The organism is Bradyrhizobium sp. B120 (assembly GCF_049075665.1).
Taxonomy (GTDB): domain Bacteria; phylum Pseudomonadota; class Alphaproteobacteria; order Rhizobiales; family Xanthobacteraceae; genus Bradyrhizobium.
Window position 1 is genome coordinate 7,453,994 of the sequence record NZ_CP185242.1, and the last position, 23,547, is coordinate 7,477,540.

The window sequence follows — 23,547 nt, forward strand, 5'->3', positions numbered from 1 at the left end:
CTACTTCGCGAGGTAACTCTCGAGCGTCAACGGCTGCGGCTTTGCCTGCGGCTCGCGGATCGCAACACCTTCGAACGGCGTCGCCTCCTCGAACCAGGCCTGCCGCGCCGGCAAGCCCCAGGGGAACGAGATCTTGTGATCCGACGGATCCCAGCCGATCGGCTCGTTCTCGATGTCCATGATCTGGTAGTGCGTGTTGAACAGCTCGACGCGGTGCCCGTCGGGATCACGCATGTAGACATACATCGCATGCCCCGGCCCGTGCCGCCCCGGGCCACGTTCGACGGCCGCGCCATAGCCGAGCTCGCCGGCGCGATCGCAGGCGTTCAGCAAATGATGAACCTCGGGCGCGAGGAACGCGAAATGATGCAGCCGTGGTCCGGCGCCGTTGAAGAACACGATGTCGTGCGGATTGCCCTTGCGCTGCAGGAACACGCCGCGCAGATCGAACGTGCCGGCGGGCGCGATATATTCGCTGAGCCGAAAGCCGGCCGCGGTGTAGAACTCGCACGCCTTGCGCACGTCCGGCGTCAGCACCTGGTAATGGTCGAGCCGCAGCGCCGAGCCGCCGGCATGGCGGGTGAATTTGGTGATCATGCGCGGCTCGACCGGCATGGTCGCGCAGAACTCCAGCGGCGTGCCGGCCGGATCGGTCGCCTGCAGCGTGCGGCCCTGATGCGGCACCTCGGCCCAGCCGGCCTTGCAGCCATGCGCTTCGAAGAAGGCCTTGAGCCGGTCGAGGTCATCATCCCTAAACACCCGCAGGCCGAGCCGCGTGCAGACGGCGTCTCCGCCCTTGCGCAACACAAGGCTGTGATGACAGGCCTCCTCGACGCCGCGGAAATAGAGCGAATCACCCTCCTCCGCGGTCAGGATCAGTCCGATCACCTTTTCGTAGAACCGCCGGCTCGCCGCGAGGTCACGGACGGTTAGAATGATGTGGCTGGCCCGCGTGATCCGAAACCCGGGATCATGGTTCGTGATCGGGAGGCTCATGCGCACCTTCTGGTTCTTGCCGTTCGCGGGAACTCAAGTCATTGCGAAAAACCGGCGGAGGATCAAGCCGCGCGGGGCCCACCTTTGCCGGTCCGTGACACCGGTCACGGCCCGCCGTGACACCCGTCACGCATTTCTATCGATTTGTTAGCAATGCCTGCCGGCGGGAACCAAAACGTGAGCCCGCCGTGGCACGGTTCGTTCCAATAGTTCATAGTTTGTCAAAGGTTTGCAGAGAATTCTTGGTCCCTGCGCATGGTCAAACCACGCAGGCGACGTGGTGACGCGCAGGCAATGTAGTGAGATGCGTATCGATCTCAGATCATATTTCGCGGCCTTGTTCGCGGGTGACCTCGCGGCCTTCGGCGCACCACCGACCGACGAAGCGCTTGCCGGCCACATCCGCGCCGAGCAGGTTTCGCTCGTGCTCGGCTATTCCTTCGGCATCATGCTGGCGAACGCCTGCAATGCACTGGTGCTCGCGGCTGCGCTGTGGCAATCGCCGGATTGGACCTTCGCCCTGGTGTGGGCCGCCGCCGTGAGCAGCGCGGCGCTGTTCTTCGGCCTGCAAGCGCGTGCGTCACGCCGCATCGCCAAGCCGCAATTCGTGTCGCGCCGGACCATGTACCGGCTGGTGCGCAATGCATTCGCACTCGGCGCGGCCTGGGGCGTCGTCCCGGTCGCCTTCTTTGCGAACGCATCGAGCGGCGCGCAATTGGTGATCACCTGTCTCTGCGCCGGCATGCTGGCCGGCGGCGCCTTCGCCTTCTCCACCATCCCGATCGCCGCCATTGCCTTCACCGGGCCGATCTTCGTCGGCACCGCGATCTGCCTCGGCAGGGACGGCGACTTCATTTATCTGCTGATGGCCGTGCTCGTCCTGGTCTACGGCTCCGTGCTGCTGCGCGGCGTCTTCCTCAACGCATTCGAGTTCAGGCGCCGGATCATCGCCCAGCACGACGCTGAACGGACGGTGCGGCAGGATCCGCTAACGCATCTGCCGAACCGCGTCGCCTTCAACGAGGCGCTCAATGCCGCGCTGAGCCGGCTGGAGCGCTCGGGCGAGGAATTCGCGGTGCTGCTGCTCGATCTCGATCGCCTCAAGGAGATCAACGACAGGTTCGGCCATCCGGCGGGCGACGAGCTGCTGGTGCAGCTTGCGGCCCGGTTGCAGCGTTGCACGCGCGCGGCCGAGCATGTCGCGCGGATCGGCGGCGACGAGTTCGCGCTGATCATGTCCAATTTGACGCGGCCCGAAGACGCACTCGCGATCGCCGAACGGTTCGTGGCGGCGTTCGCCGATCCGTTCCCGATCGACGGGTTCGAGATCACCAGCGCAATCAGCATTGGCATCGTGCTGGCGCCGCGGGACGGCAACACGTCCCACGATCTGCTCAAGCATGTCGACATCGCGCTCTACCGCGCGAAGAAATCCGGTCCCGGCACGATCTGCTTCTTCGAGGCCAGCGACGACCAGTCGGCGCGCGACCGCCGCGCCCTGCAGCGCGACCTGGAACAGGCCATCGAGGCGGACCAGCTATTTCTGGTCTACCAGCCGTTCCTCGACATCCGCGAAGGCCGCGTCACCGGCTTCGAGGCGCTGCTGCGCTGGCAGCATCCGGCGCGTGGATTGATCCCGCCCAGCGTCTTCATTCCGATCGCGGAGGAGAGCGGACTGATCCACCAGCTCGGCGAATGGGTGATCCGCCGCGCCTGCGCGATGCTGTCGCGCTGGCCTGACGACATCAGGATCGCGGTGAATTTCTCCGCGGTCCAGTTCCAGAATGTCGGCATCCTGCAGACCATCGTCGAGGCGCTCGCCGAGGCCAATGTCGCGCCGAACCGGCTGGAGATCGAGATCACCGAATCGATGCTGATCTCGAAATACGGCTCGGCGCCGGCGATCCTGAACGGGCTGCTCGAGCTCGGCCTGACGGTCGCGCTCGACGATTTCGGCACCGGCTTCTCGTCGCTGACCTATCTGCGCAAGCTGCCGTTCAGCCGCATCAAGATCGATCAATCCTTCATCCGGGACATGTTGACCCAGCCGGATTGCGCGGCGATCGTCAAATCGGTGATCGGCCTCGCGCAGGACCTGCAGATCGGCGTCGTGGCCGAAGGCGTCGAGACCGCCGATCAGCTCGAATATCTGCGCCAGACCAGCTGCGACGAGGTGCAGGGCTATCTGATCGGCCGGCCGATGTCGGGCAGCGATATCTCGGCGCTGCTCGATCACAATCCGCAGCATTCGGAGCACGCGGCGTAGCGCCGATCGGGCACGTCACGGCGCGTCGGCGCGATGCAGAGTGTCGACCGTGATGGTGCCGCGGGCACGCGAGACGCACGCACAGATCTTGCGGCTCTCCTGCTTCTGGTGATCGCTGAAGAAGACGTCGCGATGGTCGATTTCGCCGTCGACATCGACCACGTCAATCGCACAGACGCCGCATTCGCCGCGCCGACAGTCGCTCATCACCTCATGGCCGGCTTCGTTGAGCACATCCAGCATCGAGCGGTCGCGCGGGATCACGAACTCGGTCCCCTCACCCCTGAGCCGCACGCGGAACGCCTCGGTCGGCAGCAGCCCGCTCGATCCAAAGGTCTCGTAACGCAGATCGGTCGGCGGGCGGCCGGACGCCTCCCAGGCACGCCGCGCCGCATCCAGCATCCGCATCGGGCCGCAGAACAACGTCATCGTATCCTGCGGCAAGTCTGCGAAGACGCTGTCGAGGTCGAGCCGTCCGCCCTCGTCACCGGCATGGACGATGAGGCGGTCGCCGAGCAGGCGCTCGAGCGTATCGAGATAGGCCGCATCGCCGCGCGTGCGCACGGCATAGTGCAAGGTCACGCCGGCATCGCGGCGGACCAGCACCTCGGCCGCACCGACGATCGGCGTGATGCCGACGCCACCCGCGATCAGGCAGAAATGCCGCCGCGTCCAGTCGAGTTGCACCAGCGAGGCGGGCCGGGTGATGCCAAGCCGCGCACCCGGGGCGAGCGACCACATATAGCGCGAGCCGCCGCGGGAATCCGCTGCATGCCGCACCGCGATCCGATAGCCTTGCGGATCGACTTCGCCGACCAGCGAATAAGACCGGGTCTGCGGCTGGCCGTCGATGGTGACGCCGACATCGATATGGCTGCCGACGGGATAGGGCGCGCCGGTGAAATTGTCCGGCCGCAGCAGAAATTCGCGGATGCCGGGCGTGAGGTCGCGCACAGCGAGCAGCGTGGCTGACGTCCAGGTGTCAATGAATCGCATGGCCCGCTCCGTTCAGCCGGCCGTGACCAGCGCCAGCGCCGGCAGCAGATCGAGGTGCGTGCGGTTGCGCAGCGCCAGCCGCAGATTGCGTGCCGCAAGCCGGGCATGCTCGCGCATGATCGCTTCGGCCCGCGCGCCCTCGCGGTTCTCGATGGCATCGACCACGACGCGATGGTGGTCCTGCGCGATCAGCAGGATCTGGCGCGCCTCGGGCAACGCCGATTGCGCCATCACGAAACCGCTCGGCGAGGCGAACGGCAGCGCCGAGGCGCGGTCGATCTGCCGAATCAGCGGCGGGCTGCGCGACAGTTCGGTGAGCAGCGCGTGGAAGCGTGCGTTGAGCGCGACATAGGACGAAAACGCTTCGACCGAGATCGGATCCTGCCGCACCAGGCCGTCGATCTCGTTGAGGCATTCCTTCAACGGCTCGAGATCGCGCGCCGACACACCGCGCTCGGCGGCAAAGCGCGCGGCAAGGCCTTCCAGCGTGCCGCGCAGCTCGATCGAATCGAGAATGTCGCGCTCGGAAAACGCCTTGACCATGAAGCCGCCGGACGGGATCGCCTCCAGCAGGCCCTCCTCCTCCAGCCGGACCAGCGCCATCCGCACCGGCGTGCGCGACACCCCGGTGATCTCGACCGCCTGCAGCTCCGAGATGCGCTCGCCAGGCCGCAGGCGGCCCGAGAGAACCAGGTCACGCAGCGCGAGCTGGGCCCGCACGGTGTGCGATACTGAGCGATCGGCCTCGCGTTCCGCCATGGCCCGGCCTACTCCGCCGCTTGCAACTGCCGTGGCGGATTTTCCTTCGCCACCATGCGGTCGATGACGCGCCGCGCCCACATCGCACCGGCGTCGATGTTGAGATTGTAGAATACGCGGTCCGGATTCTCGTCCATCGCGCGCTGTTGCGCTTCCAGGATGATCTCGTCCTCATGGAAGATGCCGGCGACGCCGTCGCGGATTTCACTGGTCAGGCGCTGCTCGGTGATGCGGTGATTGCGGACGAAGGCCCAGAAGTAATGGCAGGTCTTCTCGGTCTCCGGCGTGATGGTGTTGAGCACATAGCCGTTGACGCCCTGCGAGCGATCGCCCTCCGGCGCGCCCGATCCGGCCGGCGCGACGCCGACGTCGATATTGACGGTGCACGGCGCCTCGAAGCGGATGATCTGCCAGCGGTCGACCGGGCCTGGCTTCTGCAACTGCCTGGCCCAGAACGGCGGCGCCTCGATGCCCCTCATCCAGCGCGTGACGGTCACGGTCTTCTCGCCATGGGTGACGTCGAACGGCGCTTCGGCGACCGCATCATTGCCGATGCTCGAGCCGTGCACGAAGGTCTCGTGGGTCAGGTCCATCAGATTGTCGACGACGAGGCGGTAGTCGCATTTGACGTGAATGGTCTTGCCGTCGCCGGCCCAGGCCGGATCGTGATTCCAGTGCATGTCGGGCACCAGAGCAGGATCGGCGAGCGCGGGATCGCCCATCCACAGCCAGATGAAACGGTGGCGCTCGACGACGGGATAGGCGCGCACGCAAGCCGACGGATTGATGGTCTCCTGCGAGGGCATGAAGGTGCAGCGGCCCTGCGCATTGTATTTCAGGCCGTGATAGCCGCAGACCACGGTATCGCCGTCGAGCCGGCCCTTGGAGAGCGGCACGAGGCGATGCCAGCAGGCATCCTCGAGCGCCACGACCTCGCCGTCGCCCTTCCGGTACATCACGACGTGCCTGCCGCAGATCGTCCGCGGCAGCAGCGCGTGCTTGATCTCGGCGTCCCAGCCGGCCGCGTACCACGCGTTCATTGGAAAGGGTTTTGGCATCGGTCGCCCTCTTGGGATCATATAGGATACCCGATGTATACACCAAACTTCTTTATATGACAAATTACGGTATTATAGTCCGAAAACAGGATATTTATGTATACATCCATTAAAGAATGAGGAGCAGCGGGGGTCTTGGCGCGCATTCCGCCGCGCCAACGGCGCATCGCCCGCGCTTTTCGCGCCGGAGACGATGAGGCCCGCTGAGGATTTGACGGGTTCGACGAACCGGCCGCGCCGGTGTGCGGCCTACGAGTTCGACGCCGCGCGGGTCGAGGCCGACTTGACGTCCTTTATGCTGGTCACGACGGCGATGCGCCTGATCGTGCCGCTCCGGTAGGCCTGCAGGAATTTGTCGTAATGCTTGACCGAGATGCAGCCGTTGGAGTCGCCGTTCGGCCCGAGCATGTAGCTGTGCACGAGCAGGCCGACACGCCCGAACGTATCGCTGCCATCGACCGGGGTCATGCGCAGCGCGGGCACGCCGTGGAACAACTTCTCGCGCGGCTTCATCTCGTAGACGCCGGGCGGCGTCGCACCGGCGTTGCGGGCGGTCACATGCGACGGATCGTCGAGCAGATTGCCGAGCCCCGAATGCGCTTCGAACTTCGTGCCGTCGGGCATGTACACGATGCGGCCGGTGATGTCGTAGACCGCCGTGGTGCTGTCATAACCGAGCGCACCGAGATCGGGGCTCGGGCCGGACAACAAGCCATCATTCGGATCGATCGAGGCCAGCTGCAGCTTACCCGGCATCATGTCGGCGATCTTCTGCAGGAACGTCCGGTTGTCGCCCTGCTGCACCGGCGCCTGCGGCGGCAGCGGCTGATCGTTGCGCGCAAGCAGATTGGCCTCGGCCGGCCGCGATCGCGGCATCGGCACACCGGATGCCGCGGTCGTAGTCGTGGCCGCGACGGATGCCGTCGCCGGCTGGCTGGTCGGCAGTTCGGTCTGGGTGTCACGCAGCTGGCCGGCCAGCGCGTCCTCGATCTGACCGAACTCGGAATTGAAATCGCCGCGGCTCGAACGGAATCCGCGGCGCAAAGGATAATAGAGCGAAGCCGTATTGATCGTGGAGCGAGAGCCGAAGCGATCGTCGAAATTCAACGAGGCGCTGGTGTTGGCGAGTGCCGGTCCATGCAGCCATGCGGTCGGGTCGATGCCGACCATCCAGGCGGCAAGGCCAGACGACATGACGAGCGCGGTCACGGCGAACGCCGTGCTGCCCACCAGAGACATGCCGCGGCTCGACTTGCGCGCGGCAGCTTTCGTCGTACGTTGACCCATCATCCCCAAGTCGGTGCTGTGGGGCCTGTTGCCCGGCCCACGCTGGATTCACCGTTCGCTCATTATATCAGGGAATTAGAGTAAGGCATAATCGAGACGAAGCGGGCAACGACAGGATTTTTAAACGTTTTTCGGATGGAAAGTGCCAGAGAATCAGCACCGGGAGGGCTGGAAAAGCCGAAAAAGTCCCGATTCGGGACAATTTCGGCGACTCAGGCGATCTTTTCTTCCCGGAGGGTGAGCACCGGGACCGGCTTCCCGATGGCGTACCCTTGCGCGTAGTCGACCCCGATCTGGCGTAGCTCGTCCAGGATCGCGAGGCTCTCGACGAATTCGGCGACTACCTGCTTCTGCATGATCTTCGCGGTCTTGGTGATCATCTCGACCATCGCGCGATCGACCTTGCTGTTCAGGATCTCCTTCACGAACGAGCCGTCGATCTTGATGATGTCGACCGGCAGGTGCTTCAGATAGGCGATCGAGGACATGCCGGTGCCGAAATCGTCGAGCGAGAAGCTGCAGCCGATCTCGCGCAGCCGCGCGATGAACGTCTGCGCCTCGTCGAGATTGGAGATGGCGCTGGTCTCGGTGATCTCGAAACACACCAATGCCGGCGAAACATCATGCTGCGCGAACAGCTCGGCGACGAAGTCGACGAAGTCGCCGTCCCCGATGGTGGCGCCGGAGAGATTGATGGCGTAGCTCGCAATCTTGCGCGGGTGGTACTTGCGCTCGGCGATGATCTCGAAGGCGCGGCGAACCACCCAGCGGTCGATCAGCGGCATCAGCCCGTAGCGTTCGGCCGCGGGCAGGAAGCTGCCGGGCGGCACCAGCGCACCGTTCTCGTCGCGCAGCCGCAGCAGCAGTTCGCGCCGCTCATTGCCCTTCAGCGCACCGTTGATCGGACGGATCTCCTGCTCGTAGAGGCAGAAGCGTCCCTCATCCAATCCCTTGCGGATGCGATTGACCCAGCTCATCTCGGCGACACGCACCGCCATGCCGGTATCGGACGGACGGTGTTCCTGGACGCGATTGCGTCCCTTGTCCTTGGCGAGGAAGCAGGCGACGTCGGCAAGCCGCAACGCGTCCTGCACGCCGGCGCTGTCGGCAAGCGCGACCAGACCGATGCTCGCGCTGATCCGGAAGCTCGAGCCCTCATGGACGAAGCTCGACTGCTCGACCACCGCCCTGATCCGCTCCGCGACATCGGCCGCAACGTCGTGTGTGGCGGAGCCATCGTCACACAGCAGAATGCCGAATTCGTCGCCGCCGAGACGCGCAACCAGCCCGCTGTCGCCGACCTCGGCGGCCAGCAGCTTCGCCACCTGCTTCAGCAGCCGGTCACCCGCCATGTGGCCGCAGGTGTCGTTGACGATCTTGAACTGGTCGAGGTCGATCAGCATCAGATCGGCGCCGACGACCGGCGAACCCGACATCGCCTTGTGCAGCTCGAACTCGAATTGCCGCCGGTTGGCAAGGCCGGTGAGCGCGTCATGGGACGCAGCCCATGCCAGTTCCTCGACCAGCCGCCGCTCGGCGGTCATGTCGTGAATGATCATGACGCGGCCGGCCGGTTCGCCGGCATGCACGATCGGGGTCTCGACCACCGAGACCGGCACGCTGGAATGATCCGGCCGCACCAGCAGCCGCTGCTGCGGCCGGCTCTCGTCGTCGGCATCGGCGCTCTGGAACGATCCCCGCACCGGCTGCTCGGCGATGTTGAACAGCGACGAAAGCTGCCATCCGGTCACGTCGAGCCCCGATGCGATCAGGCGCTGCGCGGCGCCGTTCATGTAGCCGACGCGATCATCCTGCGTCGTCACGATCACCGCGTCGCCGATCGAGGCCAGCGTGAGCTGGGCGCGCTCCTTCTCGACGGCGAGCGCGGTCTCGGCAAGCCAGCGCCGCCACAGCATCCGCCTTGTGTGGAACAGCACGATGCCGGCCAGGCAGGCCGCGATCACGAGATTGACCAGCAGGAGCAGCGCTGAGACCTGGCGCGACGCCTTTCCCAACTGGTCGGAGAAATCGACGGCGAGCGTGCTCAGCGCGGCGTCGACCGCACCGATCCGCTCGGCCCAGTGTTTGATGGTCGCAGCCGAGGGATCATGCAGCGCGACGTCGTTCGCGGCCTCGTTCCTGATTTCGATCAGCTGATCGAGCAGGGCATCCGAGTTGCGCCAGGCCGTCACCGCGCCGGCCACGTGATGCATCGTGCGGAAATACTTGAACAGCCAGATCAGGCCGCCGATGTCGTCGTCATGATTGCCGGCTTTGGCGAAGCCGGCCCTCGCCACGGCGTCATTGTTGCCGGGCGCTTCCAGCGCGCGCCGCGCCGTGCGATCGGCCAGCGGCACCGCGATCGCATCATCGAACTTCTGCAGATAGAGCGGCGCGCCGGTCGAGACATAGGTCTGAAGGTAGTAGATGGCGTCCTTCTGCCCCTTCGACCACAGGCTCTCGCCCGCCACATAGGCGCGCACCGCGGACATCACCTGCAGGCTGCCGGCGGACAGACTGCCCAGCAGCAACACGATGGCGAGCAGAGGCCCGACCACCCGCCACAGTGACCAGCTTCGAAACGAAAAGAACATGCCTAATGCGCCCGACCCTGAAATGTCGGGTAAGCCTAGGAACGCCGGCTTAACCTCACGTTGCAAAACGCGATGAGTTTGAAACGACTTGGCTGTAACGCAATTGCGTCAAACTTTACCCATCCGGAGATGGCGCTCAGGGACGCAATGTCGGCGACGTGTTCGGGGCCGGCGCCTGCTCCATTTCGGCTTCTTCGGGCAGCTTGTCGGCATGGACGGCTAGCGGCGTGCCGATCCAGAGCGGATCGTCGCGATGATCACGGCGCGGATTGGTGGTGTTGGGATGGACCAGGATGCTCAGGCTGCCGTGGTTCAGCATCAGCCACGGCACCAGCGTCGGAAATAGCTCGGCCGCGAACGCCACCTGATACATCGCCTGATCGTGCGGGCCGACCTTGACGTCGTGCCACCGCCCAAGCGTGACCAGGAAACGCTCGCCCATCCAGTTGCGCAGGCGTTCGGCCTCGCCCCGGCTGGTTGTGGGGTCATAGTAGACATGGGCGTGATAGCTCGCGATCTCGCCGATCGCCCGCGGCCCGTCCGTCATCTCGCCTCTCCTTCCGCGGCCGGTCACCTGCGCCGCAGCACACTGAACTGGAACGACTGCGTCGCGCCCCAGGGCGTGACGTGCCGGTGCGCCTCATGCGCGGTCAACTCGAATGCCGGACCGATGGTCCGGCTCAGCGTTGCGGGATCATAACGCTGCACCGGCAGGCCGCTGCACTTTTCCGGACCGTCCGGCGCGAAGGTGCCGATCACGGCGTGGCCGCCTGCCTTGACGCCGCGATGCAGTCTTTCGAGATAGGCCGCACAGTCGCTCTCCGCGACGAGAAAATGAAACGCTGCACGATCGTGCCAGATGTCGAAAGCCTGCGGTGGTTGCCAGACCGTCGCATCGTCGGCAACCCAGCGCACCGCCGCGCCGGCCGCGCCGATCCGTTGCCGCGCGCTGGCCAGCGCGGCTTCCGAGAGATCGAGCACGGTCAGATCATGAAAGCCCCTCGCCAGCAGCGCATCGACGAGGCGCGAGGCCCCGCCGCCGATGTCGATGATCGACGCATCGCGGCCGGGCGCGGCGGATTCGATCAGATGCAGCGATGGCTGCGGATCGGCCTGCGACCAGCTCACCTGCTGCTCGCCCTTGGTCAGGTAGACGGTCTGCCAATGCGATTGTCGATCAGAAGCGGTCACGGCGTTAGGTCCCGAAAGCGGCAGCAACCCGCGTTGCGCACCATTAACCATGAGCTAGGCGCGGCGGTCTCCCGCGTCAACCGGCAGCAGCGGACACGCACGGCTGCGCAGCAGCAAATGCCGCATTTGCATCGCCAGATTTTCCATTTAACCTGATGGCCAGGTTGAGATCGGGGCGTCCGGGGATGGCCAATTTCGGCTGGACACGCGGCAACAAGCCTGCACAAGCGGACGACGCCGCCAGCGATTTGCGCGGCCTCACCGATCCCTGCGCGTTTCTCGCTGCGCTCGACAAGGTGGTGCCGCGCTATCTCGATCTCGCCGATAATGGCGTGCTGGTCTATCCGGCCTGCAAGCGCAAGTCCGGCGACCTGCTCGGCGATGTCAGAGCGATCTGGGAGCACACGCGGCTCGAAGCGATGCGCTATGTCCCGATGGTGCCGCGGAAAGACACCTCGCTGCTGGTCGATCCGGCGCGCCAGGCCGAGATGATCGATGCTTTCCTGCGCCAGCGCGCGCACGACAACACCGTCGTCGATTTCACCGGAACGGCGATCGAGGACTACGGCATCGCGATCTATGCGGCGCTGAACTGGCTGAACCATTGCGGCGCCATCGTGGGTGCCGATCCGCAAAAATTCTCCGGCACGCTGCGCAGCTTCCGCAAGGTCATGGTCGTCGCCCGCCAGTGGTGGGCGCTCGACGGCGCCGCGGAGCGCTGCCGGCAGATGCTGGAGGCGCGCGAGCGGCCGCCGCTGGTGTTCTTCCTGCTGTGGGCCGAATGCACCAATCTGGCGCGCGAGATCGCGATCGCGGCGGCCGGCGCGGCGGCGACCGAAGACAGTATCGCGCGCATGCGCGCGGCCGAAGATCCGGAACAGCTGGCGTAGGGCGAATCGGACCCGCGGCCGCAGGTTAGGGTGCGTACTCATAAATTCAGGATGTCCGCTTTCGAGCAGTAAACGGACTCGCGGCCCCGACCACAGGGATGTCGCCTTTTGACCCGAAGCCGACCTTGCACCGATGCTGCCGGAGGCGCGGTGCGGGCTCGAAAATAAAATCGTAGAGCATGTCGTTTTGGCGGTCCGCCGCTCGACTGGGTGTCGGCGGAGCCGCTTCGATTGTGGCTGGAACTCACAATGTGACTGATTAGCTATCAGATCAATGATCTTGCGGAGGTTGGCAATGACGATCTCGCATCGATTTATCGAGACAAATGGCATTCGAATGCACCTGGCCGAAGCAGGGAGCGGTCCCACCGTGCTTCTCTGCCATGGCTTTCCGGAGTGCTGGTATTCGTGGCGGCACCAATTGGAAGCACTCGCTGCCGCCGGATATCGCGCCATCGCGCCCGACATGCGTGGTTACGGGCAGACGGACAAACCGGATGCGATCGATCAATACACTCTATTGCATTTGACCGGAGACATGGTCGGATTGCTCGACGCGATCGGCACGGATCAAGCAGTCGTTGTCGGACATGATTGGGGAGCGCCGGTCGCTTGGCGCTGCGCTCTGTTCAGACCGGATCGATTTACGGCCGTCGTTGGCTTGAGCGTGCCGTTTCAGGTGCGTGGTCCCGACCGACCAAGCACCGTCATGCCGAGGACCGAAAAGCAGCGCTTCTATCAACTGTATTTCCAGACGCCGGGCATTGCCGAGGCAGAACTCGAAAAAGACGTCCACAACGCAATCAAGACAACATTGTTTGCCCTATCTGGCGATGCGCCGGTTGAAGATCCTGCGTCGCTCGCGATGCTTCCTAGTGAGGGGGGTTGGCTTGATGGGAAGCCTACAACCCAATCATTGCCGACGTGGCTCACGGACAATGACATCGAATTTTACGTCGAGGAGTTCAAGCGCACTGGCTTTGGAGGAGGTTTGAATTGGTATCGCAACATTGATCGGAATTGGGAACTGCTCGCACCATGGTCTGGCGCAAAGGTTCAGGTCCCGGCACTCTATGTCGTTGGCGATCGAGACGGGGTTTACAGATCGCCGAATTGGAACCATCTCGTCCCTAGCCTGAAACAGTTCGTGCCCTTGCTTCGCGAGACAATAGTCTTGAAAGGTTGCGGTCATTGGACTCAGCAAGAGCGCGCCAAAGACGTAAACAATGCGCTCCTGGAATTCCTGAAACAGAACTGATGCATTGAGTCCGTTGCTGGCCCTTTGCGGACATTGACTTAGGCGTCCGTCGATGTCTGCTTTGGAGAACAACTGAGACCTCGCTATCCCCGCACGCGCGTACCAGATTTATTAGTACACACCCTAGGCAACAGGACCCGCGTCGGCGGGCACCACCAGCAGGTCCTTGGACTTGCGCGCGATCAGGCGGCCGAGATCGCCCTGCCTGTAGGTCTCGACGAACTTGATGGCGAAGCCGTTCGGCAGATGCCGGACCACGCGGCCGACACAGGCGCCGATCGCCAGCGGCATGCCGACCGGCGGCTGCAGCTCGGAGGACACCGCCGCGCCCGACAGCGACATGTCGATGATGAAGCAGCTCTGCATGGTGCCGTCCGCCAGCGTCAGCATGGCATGCGGCGCGACGGGCACGAAACGCGGATTGTTGCGCGCCTCGCGGACGCTCGGATCCTTCTGCTTCTTCTCGATCCAGGTCAGCTTGTCGGCGAACTTCTCACGCCTGGCATGCGTCATCTCGAGCTCGACCAGGAAGCTGCCGCTCATCGTGTCGGTGATGCAGCCTTCGAACTTGCCGAACTCCTCGAAATACGACGTCAGCCGGTCGCCGATCTTGCCGACGACAGGCACGTCCACGATCATCCGGAACGGCGAGACGCGCGTGGTGCGGCAGGCGAAGGTGCGCAGCTTGCCCTGCGCATCGTACCAGTTCGGCAGCGTGTAGCTGCCGTTGACGATGATCCTCACCGCGCGTTGCTTGAGAAACTTTTCGACAGACACGACTGGACCTCGCCCGAGGCGATCTGAGTGCACGGAGGTCTGGGGGTGACCGACATCCGCGGTCGGTCCGGTGGCGGGGACTTCCGTTACCGACGCGATTGCAGCGGGAAGGCTGCGGGTTGCGTCCCAGCGCGTCGCGCATCGTCCTGGCGCGCAGGTGCGTACAGTCGTACCGTCGAAACACTAGGAAAACGTTAAGCCGGGACAGAGCGCGGGCGGCGCACTCTATGGCGCAACCCTTACGCGTGTGTTTATTTTGCGAGCCGTACAACTACCGGGAGAGTTGCCGCACGCCGTTGCAATCGCGCCGTGCTCCAAACGGCCTGCCTCGGCTCGCAACCGGGTGCTAGCCTTGATCATAGCCTTGGCCGAAATCAGACCGGATCCTCATATGCCAACCATCTCAGACAAGTCGCTTGCCGACGGCAAGATCCTGCAAAGCGTGGTGGACGGCGTCGGCGTCATCACCTTCAACAATCCCGACAAGCGCAACGCGATGTCGCTGGAGATGTGGGAAGGGCTCGGCGAGGCGCTGACCACCTTGCGCGACGATCCGGCCGTCCGCGTCGTGATCCTGGTCGGCGCCGGCGACAAGGCCTTCGTGTCCGGCGCCGATATCAGCCAGTTCGAGAAGACCCGCCATAACGCGGAAGCTTCCGAGGAATATTCACGGCGCAGCGCCGCCCAGCGCGCCCTGCTCGCCGACTACCCGAAGCCGACCATCGCCTGCATCCGTGGCTTCTGTCTCGGCGGCGGCATGCAGGTTGCGATGCTGACCGATATCCGCATCTCCGGCACGAGCGGCCAGTTCGGCATTCCCGCCGCCAAGCTCGGCATCGCTTACGGCTACGACGGGCTGCGCCATCTGGTGTCGCTGGTCGGCCCGTCCTGGGCGCGGCTGATCATGTATACCGGCATGCGGATCGACTCCGCTGAAGCGCTGCGGATCGGCCTCGTCGATCGCGTGCTGCCGGATGCCGCGTTGTGGGACGCGACCATGGAGATCGCGCGCACCATTTCGGGCAACGCGCCGCTGGCGATCAAGGCCGCCAAGATCACCATCGCGCAGGTGCTGAAGGATCCCGCCGATCGCGACATGGCCGCGATCAAGCAGATCGGCATCGACTGCATGGACAGCGCGGATTTCCGCGAAGGCCGCAACGCCTTCATGGAAAAGCGCAAGCCGCAGTTCAAGGGCCGGTAGCGGCGTCCTCATCCTCACCTGTCATCGCCCGGCATGTGCGCAATTGCGCACATGGACCGGGCGATCCAGTACGCCGCGGCGCATCGGCTCAAGCACGACCGCCTCAGGAGTACTGGATAACCCGCATGCGCGGGTGATGACACCGCGTGATGCGACGCATTGAATCGGGAACCATCCCCAGCGTCGTCCCTGCGAAAGCAGGGACCCATAACCACAAATGCCGATTGTTGGGCATGCTGGAACTACGAGTCCCTTCAACAAGGTCCGCCGCGGCGTATGGGTCCCTGCTTTCGCAGGGACGACGGGTTGGAGCAGCCGCAGACTCACGTCACGATTTCGGAATAATGGAATTAAACCGCTGATTTGCCCGACATGTCAAGCTGCCAGATCGAACGCCGGCAGCCGCCGGCTACTTTGCATGGGGTTGTTTTCGATATTTTGGCGGTGGGCTCGCGATTGAACCTGCCGCCTACTTCTTCTCGTTGACCGGCACCGTGTAGTTGAGGATCAGCCGCCCACCGTCGGGATAGATGGTCTGGCCGGTGATGTAGGAGGCGTCGTCGCTGGCGAGGAATGCCACGACGGAAGCAACCTCGCTCGGCTCGCCGCAACGGCCGGCCGGGGTGCGCGACAGCACGCTGCGCCGCGCGTCCTCCGACGAGAAGATCGCGGTTGCCACCATCTCGGTCAGGATCGTGCCGGGGCCGACCGCCACGACGCGAATGCCGTGCGGCGCCAGCGCCACCGCGGCCACCGAGGTGAGCTGCTTCATCGCGCCCTTGGACATCGCGTAGGTCGCAAGCGAGGGGATCGCGAGCAGCGCGTTGACCGAGGACATGTTGACGACGACGCCGCCACCGCCCTGCGCGATCATCTGGCGGGCCGCGGCCTGGACGCCGAAGAACGCGCCCTTGAGGTTGATCCCCATCACGTCGTCGAATTCGGCCTCGCTGATGTCGAGGAAGTCGCGGTTGCGCGCGACGCCGGCATTGTTGACCATGACGTCGAGCCGGCCGAACTCCTTCACCGCGTGAGCGACGATGCGATCGACATCGGCGCGCTTGCTGACATCGGCCTCGACCGCCCGCAACCGATCCTCATGTCCGAGTTCCTGGGCGGTATGGACGAGCCCTGCGGCGTCGACATCCGAGATCACGACCCTGGCGCCATCGGACAGAAAGCGCGCGGCGCAGGCTTTGCCGATGCCGCGCGCCGCTCCGGTGATGGCGACGACCTTGCCGGAATTCTTCATGGGAGTGCCTCCAGACCAAAACTGTTCGCAGAGCAATAGCGCATTGCGCGTCGGCAGGGAACGCGGCGGATTCTCCGCGCGCAGCACTCAGGACTTGATGCGCGCGAGAATCCGGTCGGCCTCGGTGCGCCAGTCGGCGCTGCGGGCGAAGTCCGGCGTTCCCTTCGGTCCAAACACGCCTTCATCGGCAAGATCGGCGATCCAGCCCTGCCGCTCGGCGGTGCCGGAGGCGGACCATGGCGTCAGCCCGGCTTCGCGCACGGTCTCGGCCACCTCGCGCACCTCCTCGGCACGCCGCCGGCCATGCTCGATCACCCGCTGGAAGAAATAGGCGCCCTGCTTCTCCCAATCGATGCCCGGAAAGGTCTCCTTGAGCGAGGCGAGCACCGCGTCCTCGACGCCATAGGCACGTGCGGTGGTAAAGCTCTCGATCACCATGGCCTCGAGGCCCTTGATCATGATGCTGCGGCACATCTTGACCGCCGAGGAGACGCCGAGCTCGTCGCTCGCGACCTTCGCGGCAAAGCCGAGCGCGACCAATAGCGGCGCCAGCTCGCGCGCACCGCGGCCGCCGAGCAGCAGCGGCACCTTGATCCGGTAGGGCGGCAGCGAGGTCATCACCGCGCCCTCGACATAGCGGCCGCCCGCGCCGTCGATGTGGGCCGCCGCGCGCTGCTTGGCGCCGGGCGAGGCCGAATTGAAATCGAGAAACCAGGCGCCGCTCCGGATTGCGGGCGCGCAAGCCTCGGCCACCGGCACCGCCTGGCTCGCCGTCACCGCCGAGATGATGAAATCGGCCCGCGCCGCGAGATCGGCGTGGGACTGCGCAAGCGCAACGCCGGCCTCCGCCGCGTGTTCGCGCAGCGGCGTGCCCTCTTCGCGGTCAAGCTTGATGTCGTAGGCAGCGACCTTGATGCCCTGCTTGCGCAGGTCTTCGGCGAGGATGCGTCCGACCTCGCCATAGCCGAGCATGCCGACCTGCCATTGCCGCGGATCGCTGGAGATTGTCATCAGTTCAAGTCCCGTGTTGTGTCGTCAAACAGCTCATCGACCGCGACGCGCCGGGGGATCAACGCCTGCTGGACGCAATAGTCGATCATCAGTTCGAGCGGCTTGCGGTTTGCCTCGACGCCGAACGGCAGCAGGTCCGGCACATCAGCCGGACCGGCCTTCGCGTTGGCGTGCTTGAGGAGTTCGTAGAGGCTACGCACCACGTCCGGGCGCGACATTGCGAGCTGGTTCGTTACCACGACCAGATGATTGACCGGCACCACGCCATGCCGCGCGTACCACCGCGCCGCCTCTGCGGCGGGATCGGCGAACAGCGGCTTGAGCGCCGGATCGCCCGAGGTCTCGCCCAGCACCGCATCGAGCTCGCCGTCCTTTAGCATCTGGATGATGGCCCTGCCCTTCGGGGCACGTTCGGTGCCGTCGAGATATTCGGCGACATGCGGGTCCTCGAACGTGACCCAGTCAATGCGGTCGAGGTTGACGCCATGATCGTTGGCAAGGATGCCGCGCATCCATGCGCCCGTCGTTGTCGTGAACGAGCGGATCCCGACCCGCTTGCCTTCGAGATCGGCGGGCGTGAGCGTGCCGCGGTCGGCGCGATAAAGCGCGTGGCCGTGCTGGAAGCGGCCGACCATCGCTGCCGGCAGCAGCACCAGCGGCTTGCCGTGCGCCCTTGCCATCAGATAGGTCACGATCGCCATCTCGCAGACGTCGAACGCCTGCTCGCGCACCATCGGCTTGAACGCGGCGTTGGTCGGCGTGAACTCGGTGAAGTCGAGATCGAACAACTCCGAGCGCAGCTCGCCGCGCTTCACCGCCTGGACGTGCGGATGATTGCCAAGCACCGTGCGCAGCCGAAGTTTCTCCATGGCGACGAACTCCGCGGGGGTCAGGTCAGCGCGCGCCCTGGATTCACGCTTGCGGCCTTGCGCGGCACAGGCGCAGGTTGATCGAGCGGCGCGGCCTGCAGCGCGGCAACCGTCGCGCGCACCAGCTGCTCGATCGCATGGCCGGCATCGGTGCCGTCGGCACTGCCGCGCGACAGCCGCGAGACGCGCTCCGGCGTCACCAGCGTGTAGTAGAGCGCGCCGAGCAGGAAGTGGCCGCGCCAGACCAGATCGGTGCGCGGAATGTGCGGCAGGCTTTCATGGATCGCGTCGATGAAGGCATGGCTGGTGTCGTCGAAGGTCTGCGCGATGATCTTGCGCACGACCTCGTTGCCCTCGGCCGACATGATCGCGCGCAGCCGCGTGAACCGCGTTCCGCCGCCGGCAAGATCGCTGCCCGAGGTGAAGGCCGGCAGCACATAAGCGCGCACGATCGCCTCCAGCCGGTCCTGCAGGTCGCGGACCCGCCGCGCCGCCGCCAACAGCTCGGAGCGCCGCCGGTTCATCGGGCCGCAATGCCGCCGATAGATCTCCAGCAGCAGGCCGTCCTTGGTCTTGAAGTGATAGGTCACGCTGCCGGGATTGGCGCCGGCGGCCTGCGCGATGTCGCGTACCGAGACCGCGTTGAAGCCGTAGGTCGAGAACAGTTCCTCCGCCGCGGCGAGGATCGCCTCGCGCATGTTCGGCTTGCGGGTGCTGGCGACCTTGGCGTCGGCCTTCATGCCGGACTTGGCAGGTTTGCGGACCATATTTGTACTATCGTCCAAATATTCAGGTCACGTCAACAAGGCGGCGGCAGGCCCGCATTCAGGACAGTTTGACGTCAGGCTCGGCACGGCCGCGCGCCGCGGCATCGAGCAGAAAGGTTTGACCGTGGCCGGGATCGGCCGCGCGCTGAGCCTCATCCATGTCCTGCCAGGCTGACGTAACGAGCACGCGCGCAAAATCGCGGCCGACAAAGGCCGGACAGCTCGACTGCTTCGCCGGCACCTTCAGTGAGCGCAAATGCCGGCCGCCGGGGTCGTAGACATCGACGCAGCCGCCGCCCCAGCGCGCGTTCCAGATCATCCCGTCGGCATCGACGATTGCACCATCGAGCCCGCCGGTACCTTGATGTCTGATCAAGTCGATCGGCTCGCCGGTCGGCAATCCGGTCGATGGATCGAGCGGTACGCGATGCAGCACGTTGGTCGCGGTATCGGCGAAATAGCCGACGTCGCCCGCGGGCGAAAAGCAGATCGCGTTGGGGATCGTGATCCCGGGATAGAGCCGCGTGATGCGGCCGTGATGCAGCGCGTAAATCGCGCCGGCGCCGTGCTCGGCCTGACGCCCCATGGTGCCGAGCCAGAAGGTACCCGACGGATGGACGCGCGCATCGTTGGAGCGCGTCGCCGGATTGTCGGCCTCAAGTGCGGCGAACAGCTCCATGCGCCCGCCGGCGACCTGCCGGACGTAAAGCCCATCCTCGGCGAGGATCAGCTGCCGCTCGCCATCGATCCGCGCCAATGCGCTCGCCATTTTCGGCAGCGCGTGGATGACGGTGCGGCCGTCTGCAAAGCGATGCTCGAACAGGCGACGCTCGCGGATGTCGAACCACCATGCGGTGTCCGTCGCCGCGTCATAGGTCGGGCCCTCGCCGAGATGGCAGCGCTCGGCTGACAGCACCGATGTCGGCACCTGTTCGATCAGCGGCTCGGCGGCACGGTCGGTCATGGCGTCACTCACATGGTCGAGAATCGATAAATTGCACTGCGCCGATAGATCTGCCCAGGATCGAGCCGCGCCGACGGGAAGTCGGGCCGGTTCGGCGTATCCGGCCAGGCGTGCGGCTCGAGACATAGCGCGTCGGATTGGCGATAGAGCCGATCGCCCTTGCCGGCGCTCGAGCCGTCGAGGAAATTGCCGGAATAGAACTGCAGTCCCGGCTGATCGGTGAACAGCTCCATCACGCGGCCGCTATGCGGCGCCTCAAGCCGCGCGGCGAAGCGAAGGCCTGCCCCCGCGGCCAGGCAGAAATTGTGGTCATAGCCGCGCCCGAGCCGCAGCTGCTCGTCATTCATCCTGATCCGCGCGCCGATCGAGGTGGGCTTGCGGAAATCGAACGGCGTACCGCCAACCGGCCGCGGCGGCTCTGGCAACGGGATCGCCGTGGCGTCCACCGCGAGGAAATGATCGGAAGCGATCGTCAGCCGATGATCGAGGATCTGCGTGCCGGAGCGTGCGCCGTCGAGATTGAAGAAGCTGTGATTGGTGAGATTGACGTAGGTCGGCCGGTCGGTGGTCGCCTCATAGGTGACCGCGAGTTCCATCGGGGCGCGCACGCGATAGGTCACACGGGTCTGAAGATTGCCCGGATAGCCCTCGTCGCCATGCGGGCTTTCGCGCTCCAGCACCAGCGCCGGCCCCGGTTCATCGACGAGCTGAGCAATCCGCCACAGCTTGCGATCAAAGCCCTGCAATCCTCCATGCAGCGCGTTGGGGCCGTTGTTGGCGTCGAGTTTCACCGTCTCGCCATCGAGCACGAAACGCGCGCCGGCGATCCGGTTGGCGTAGCGCCCGATGGTCGCGCCGAAGAATTTGCGCTGCGCGAGATAGCCGTCGAATTCGTCGTGGCCAAGCACGACGTCGTCGCAATGCCCGCCGCGATCGGGCACGAGCAGCGCTTGCAGCGTGGCGCCGAAGGGAAGGATGCTGGCCTCAAAACCGTGTTCGCCGCGCAACGTCACGCACTCGACCACGGTGCCGTCGGGCAATTTGCCGAAGGGCGCGCGAGCAATGTTGGCTGATGTCATCGTCAGTCCCCGAACGCCTCGACAGAGCGCCGTCGCCCCAGCATGAAACTATCGGCGACGAGCCGCAAGGGCGCGAGGTCGACCTCGGACTTTCCGTCCGACGTCAGCGCGACAAAGCGGCGGTACAGCGCGGGATATTCCTCATCGGTGGCATCGACCACCAACCTGCTGCCGTCGCGCAGCTGCCGTCCGCCTTTCGACAGCGTCACAGGCCCGGCCTCGGTCTCACACAGGATGTCCCAGCTCGGCGGCCCGGTCTGGCGAAAATCGAATTCGGCGTGGATTGGCAGGCCGTCTTCATCGGACAGCTCGATTGCTGCGGCAATCGGCGCCTCCCGGTTGGAAGGAACGTCCAGGATCGCGCTCCTGACAAAGACTGGACGCGGCAGGATCTCGGTCAGGATCGACAGCGCGTTGATGCCGGGATCGAACACGCCGAAGCCACCCGCCTCGAAGATCCAGGCCTGGCCTGGATGCCAGACGCGGACGTCTTCCTTCCAGATGATGGTCACCTTGTTGATCGTGCGGCCCGCGAGCAATTGCCTCGCCGGCCCAACCGCGGACGCGTAGCGCGAGTGCCATGTCGCAAACAATGTCCGGCGCGCCTCTTGCGCGGCCGCGATCAAGGGCGTGAGTTCGCCGAGCGTGGACCCCGGCGGCTTCTCCAGCAGCACATGCTTGCCCGCGGCGAGCGCCGCGGCGGCCTGCGCATGACGCGCCTGCGGCGGCGTGCACAGCGCAACGGCATCGATCTCCGGCCCGTCGCGCAACAGCTCCTGCAGATCGCGGAAATGCGGCAGGCCGGATGGGCTCTTGGTCGGATCGGCCACCGCGACGAGTGCGGCGCCGGATGTCTTCGCGATCGCAGGCACGTGCTGCCGGCACGCGATCTTCCCGAAACCGACGATGGCGATGCGAAGCAGATCGCTCATGGCCGTCCTCGCGTTGCTGCCCGCCCGGCCGGCCGATGCCGCCAGGCAAGGTCATAGGCCAGCACCGGATACCAACGGCATGATCCGGCTTTGGTTGCAAAGGCGCAGCTCCACGACGCCTTGTTGTGCGGCGCACGGCGGGGGCACCGGTCCTGATCCATCACAACCGATGCTCCAGACTGTTGTTTTGACGGGCTTTCTTCGCGCAAACCCATTCGAAGCCGCGCTAGCGCGCGGTCTCGAATCCGCCGAGCACCGCCGTCAGATTGGCACCGAGGATGTCGGAGAGATAGCCGCCCTCCTGCACCAGCACGGTCGGCAGGCCGAAACGGGCGAGCGCCTCGCCGATCCGGCGGAAGCCGTCGGTGGTGACGGCGAGGCCCGCGAGCGGGTCCTTCTCGGAGGCGTCGAGACCGAGCGCGACCACGAGCGCGGTCGGCGCGAAGGAGCGGATCGCCTTCTCGGCCGCCGCGAGCGCCTTGATGTAGTCGTCGTCGCCGGTGCCCTTGGCGAGGGGGATGTTGAGATTGGCGCCGAGGCCTCCTCCCGCGCCGCGCTCATGTGCATAGCCCCAGACGAACGGGTAGAAGAACGACGGATCGGCGTGGATCGAGACGGTGAAGACGTCTCCCCGCTCGTAGAAGATGCCCTGCGTGCCGTTGCCGTGATGCACGTCGACATCGAGGATCGCGACCCGCTCGTGCTTCTGGCGCAGATGCTCGGCCGCGATGGCGCTGTTGTTGAGGAAGCAGAAGCCACCGGCGAGATCGCGATAGGCGTGGTGGCCGGGCGGACGGCACAGCGCGTAGACCGCGTCCTCGCCGTCGAGCACCATCTGCGCCGCGGTGACCGCGACGTCGCTCGAGGCGCAGGCGCCGGCCCAGGTGCCGGGGCCGATCGGCGCCGCGGTGTCGACCGTATGCCAGCCGAGCTTGCCGACGATGTGGGTGGGATAAGTACCGGCATTGCGCACCGGATGCATGTTCGCGATCATCTCCGGTCCGGCATTGCCGAGCGCCGACCATTCGTCCCAGGCTCCTTCGAGAAAGCTCAGATATTCCGGACTGTGCACCCGCGCCCGCGGCCCCTGCCCGAATTTGGTCGGCTCGATCAGGGTGTGCTTGCCGGCCTTCAGGCCCGCCAGCAGGCGGTCGGCGCGCTCGGGCTGCTCGGTGGTGCGCTGGACCACGCCACGGACCAGGAAGAATTGCGGATCATGGCTGCGGTGCAGATCGCTGTAGACGGCCTTCACGGAATACTCCTGTTCGATGTGCAGTTGGGCTGAGCCTTCGCTGGCGAGATGTACAGTATCAGCGGCGGCGATGATCTGAAACAGCGCGCGATTTCATGCTATGTCCGCAAGGCACGCAATGATTCAAACACGCAGGATACGAATC

At 65.2% G+C, this 23,547-nt stretch carries 21 protein-coding genes; 4 read left to right on the forward strand and 17 right to left on the reverse strand.

Annotated elements, in window-relative coordinates:
• Entirely contained in the window at window positions 1-996 is a 996-nt protein-coding gene (locus tag ACOIX3_RS34675; RefSeq protein WP_420966553.1) for a VOC family protein, read from the reverse strand.
• A gap of 304 nt (window positions 997-1,300) precedes the next feature.
• Here ACOIX3_RS34675 and ACOIX3_RS34680 point away from each other — a divergent pair, with 304 nt between their 5' ends.
• Window positions 1,301-3,262 carry a putative bifunctional diguanylate cyclase/phosphodiesterase gene (locus ACOIX3_RS34680; RefSeq protein WP_420966554.1) on the forward strand — a complete coding sequence of 654 codons (1,962 nt, stop codon included), beginning with the start codon at window positions 1,301-1,303 and terminating at the stop codon, window positions 3,260-3,262.
• A 15-nt stretch (window positions 3,263-3,277) separates the two neighbouring features.
• Here the strand turns inward: ACOIX3_RS34680 and ACOIX3_RS34685 are convergent, their stop codons facing one another.
• The 7 genes from ACOIX3_RS34685 to ACOIX3_RS34715 all read right to left on the reverse strand — a co-directional run bounded on the left by ACOIX3_RS34685 (window position 3,278) and on the right by ACOIX3_RS34715 (window position 11,147).
• Entirely contained in the window at window positions 3,278-4,258 is a 981-nt protein-coding gene (locus ACOIX3_RS34685) for a PDR/VanB family oxidoreductase (protein ID WP_420966555.1), read from the reverse strand.
• Between the two features lie 12 nt (window positions 4,259-4,270).
• Entirely contained in the window at window positions 4,271-5,017 is a 747-nt protein-coding gene (locus ACOIX3_RS34690; protein ID WP_420966556.1) for a GntR family transcriptional regulator, read from the reverse strand.
• Window positions 5,018-5,025: 8 nt separating this feature from the next.
• Window positions 5,026-6,075, reverse strand: a complete 1,050-nt coding sequence (locus tag ACOIX3_RS34695) for a Rieske 2Fe-2S domain-containing protein (RefSeq protein WP_420966557.1) — start codon at window positions 6,073-6,075, stop codon at window positions 5,026-5,028.
• A 249-nt stretch (window positions 6,076-6,324) separates the two neighbouring features.
• Entirely contained in the window at window positions 6,325-7,314 is a 990-nt protein-coding gene (locus ACOIX3_RS34700; protein WP_420966558.1) for a DUF2778 domain-containing protein, read from the reverse strand.
• A 260-nt stretch (window positions 7,315-7,574) separates the two neighbouring features.
• A complete protein-coding gene (locus tag ACOIX3_RS34705; RefSeq protein ID WP_420966559.1) occupies window positions 7,575-9,956 on the reverse strand; it encodes a putative bifunctional diguanylate cyclase/phosphodiesterase in 2,382 nt (793 codons plus the stop codon).
• Between the two features lie 136 nt (window positions 9,957-10,092).
• Window positions 10,093-10,503 (reverse strand): DOPA 4,5-dioxygenase family protein, encoded by a 411-nt coding sequence (locus tag ACOIX3_RS34710; RefSeq protein ID WP_420966560.1) that lies wholly within the window; start codon window positions 10,501-10,503, stop codon window positions 10,093-10,095.
• Window positions 10,504-10,526: 23 nt separating this feature from the next.
• Window positions 10,527-11,147 (reverse strand): class I SAM-dependent methyltransferase, encoded by a 621-nt coding sequence (locus ACOIX3_RS34715; protein ID WP_420966561.1) that lies wholly within the window; start codon window positions 11,145-11,147, stop codon window positions 10,527-10,529.
• Window positions 11,148-11,332: 185 nt separating this feature from the next.
• Between ACOIX3_RS34715 and ACOIX3_RS34720 the strand changes: the two genes are divergently transcribed.
• Together ACOIX3_RS34720 and ACOIX3_RS34725 are read left to right on the forward strand one after the other, a co-directional pair.
• The gene (locus ACOIX3_RS34720; RefSeq protein ID WP_420966562.1) at window positions 11,333-12,037 is read left to right on the forward strand and encodes a hypothetical protein; all 705 of its coding nucleotides are present in this window, start codon (window positions 11,333-11,335) and stop codon (window positions 12,035-12,037) included.
• A gap of 295 nt (window positions 12,038-12,332) precedes the next feature.
• Complete coding sequence (locus ACOIX3_RS34725; protein WP_420966563.1) at window positions 12,333-13,295, forward strand: alpha/beta fold hydrolase; 963 nt, start codon at window positions 12,333-12,335, stop codon at window positions 13,293-13,295.
• A gap of 123 nt (window positions 13,296-13,418) precedes the next feature.
• Here the strand turns inward: ACOIX3_RS34725 and ACOIX3_RS34730 are convergent, their stop codons facing one another.
• A complete protein-coding gene (locus ACOIX3_RS34730; protein WP_420966564.1) occupies window positions 13,419-14,072 on the reverse strand; it encodes a PilZ domain-containing protein in 654 nt (217 codons plus the stop codon).
• 391 nt (window positions 14,073-14,463) lie between these two features.
• Here ACOIX3_RS34730 and ACOIX3_RS34735 point away from each other — a divergent pair, with 391 nt between their 5' ends.
• Window positions 14,464-15,276, forward strand: coding sequence for an enoyl-CoA hydratase (locus ACOIX3_RS34735; RefSeq protein WP_420966565.1), 813 nt, complete (start codon window positions 14,464-14,466; stop codon window positions 15,274-15,276).
• Window positions 15,277-15,745: 469 nt separating this feature from the next.
• On the opposite strand, the gene ACOIX3_RS34740 is transcribed toward ACOIX3_RS34735, so the two are convergent.
• From ACOIX3_RS34740 to ACOIX3_RS34775, 8 genes are all read right to left on the reverse strand, one after another.
• Window positions 15,746-16,528, reverse strand: a complete 783-nt coding sequence (locus tag ACOIX3_RS34740; protein WP_420966566.1) for an SDR family NAD(P)-dependent oxidoreductase — start codon at window positions 16,526-16,528, stop codon at window positions 15,746-15,748.
• 87 nt (window positions 16,529-16,615) lie between these two features.
• Window positions 16,616-17,539: a DUF1932 domain-containing protein gene (locus tag ACOIX3_RS34745; RefSeq protein WP_420966567.1), complete on the reverse strand. Its 924-nt coding sequence runs from the start codon at window positions 17,537-17,539 to the stop codon at window positions 16,616-16,618.
• Complete coding sequence (locus ACOIX3_RS34750) at window positions 17,539-18,408, reverse strand: ABC transporter substrate-binding protein (RefSeq protein ID WP_420966568.1); 870 nt, start codon at window positions 18,406-18,408, stop codon at window positions 17,539-17,541. The genes ACOIX3_RS34745 and ACOIX3_RS34750 overlap by 1 nt, the downstream gene beginning before the upstream one ends.
• A 20-nt stretch (window positions 18,409-18,428) precedes the next feature.
• The gene (locus tag ACOIX3_RS34755) at window positions 18,429-19,175 is read right to left on the reverse strand and encodes a TetR/AcrR family transcriptional regulator (protein WP_420966569.1); all 747 of its coding nucleotides are present in this window, start codon (window positions 19,173-19,175) and stop codon (window positions 18,429-18,431) included.
• 58 nt (window positions 19,176-19,233) lie between these two features.
• A complete protein-coding gene (locus ACOIX3_RS34760; protein ID WP_420971865.1) occupies window positions 19,234-20,112 on the reverse strand; it encodes an SMP-30/gluconolactonase/LRE family protein in 879 nt (292 codons plus the stop codon).
• A 35-nt stretch (window positions 20,113-20,147) separates the two neighbouring features.
• Window positions 20,148-21,218 (reverse strand): aldose epimerase family protein, encoded by a 1,071-nt coding sequence (locus tag ACOIX3_RS34765; RefSeq protein ID WP_420966570.1) that lies wholly within the window; start codon window positions 21,216-21,218, stop codon window positions 20,148-20,150.
• 2 nt (window positions 21,219-21,220) lie between these two features.
• Entirely contained in the window at window positions 21,221-22,150 is a 930-nt protein-coding gene (locus tag ACOIX3_RS34770; protein WP_420966571.1) for a Gfo/Idh/MocA family protein, read from the reverse strand.
• 226 nt (window positions 22,151-22,376) lie between these two features.
• Complete coding sequence (locus ACOIX3_RS34775) at window positions 22,377-23,402, reverse strand: histone deacetylase family protein (RefSeq protein WP_420966572.1); 1,026 nt, start codon at window positions 23,400-23,402, stop codon at window positions 22,377-22,379.
• Window positions 23,403-23,547 lie beyond the last annotated feature (145 nt).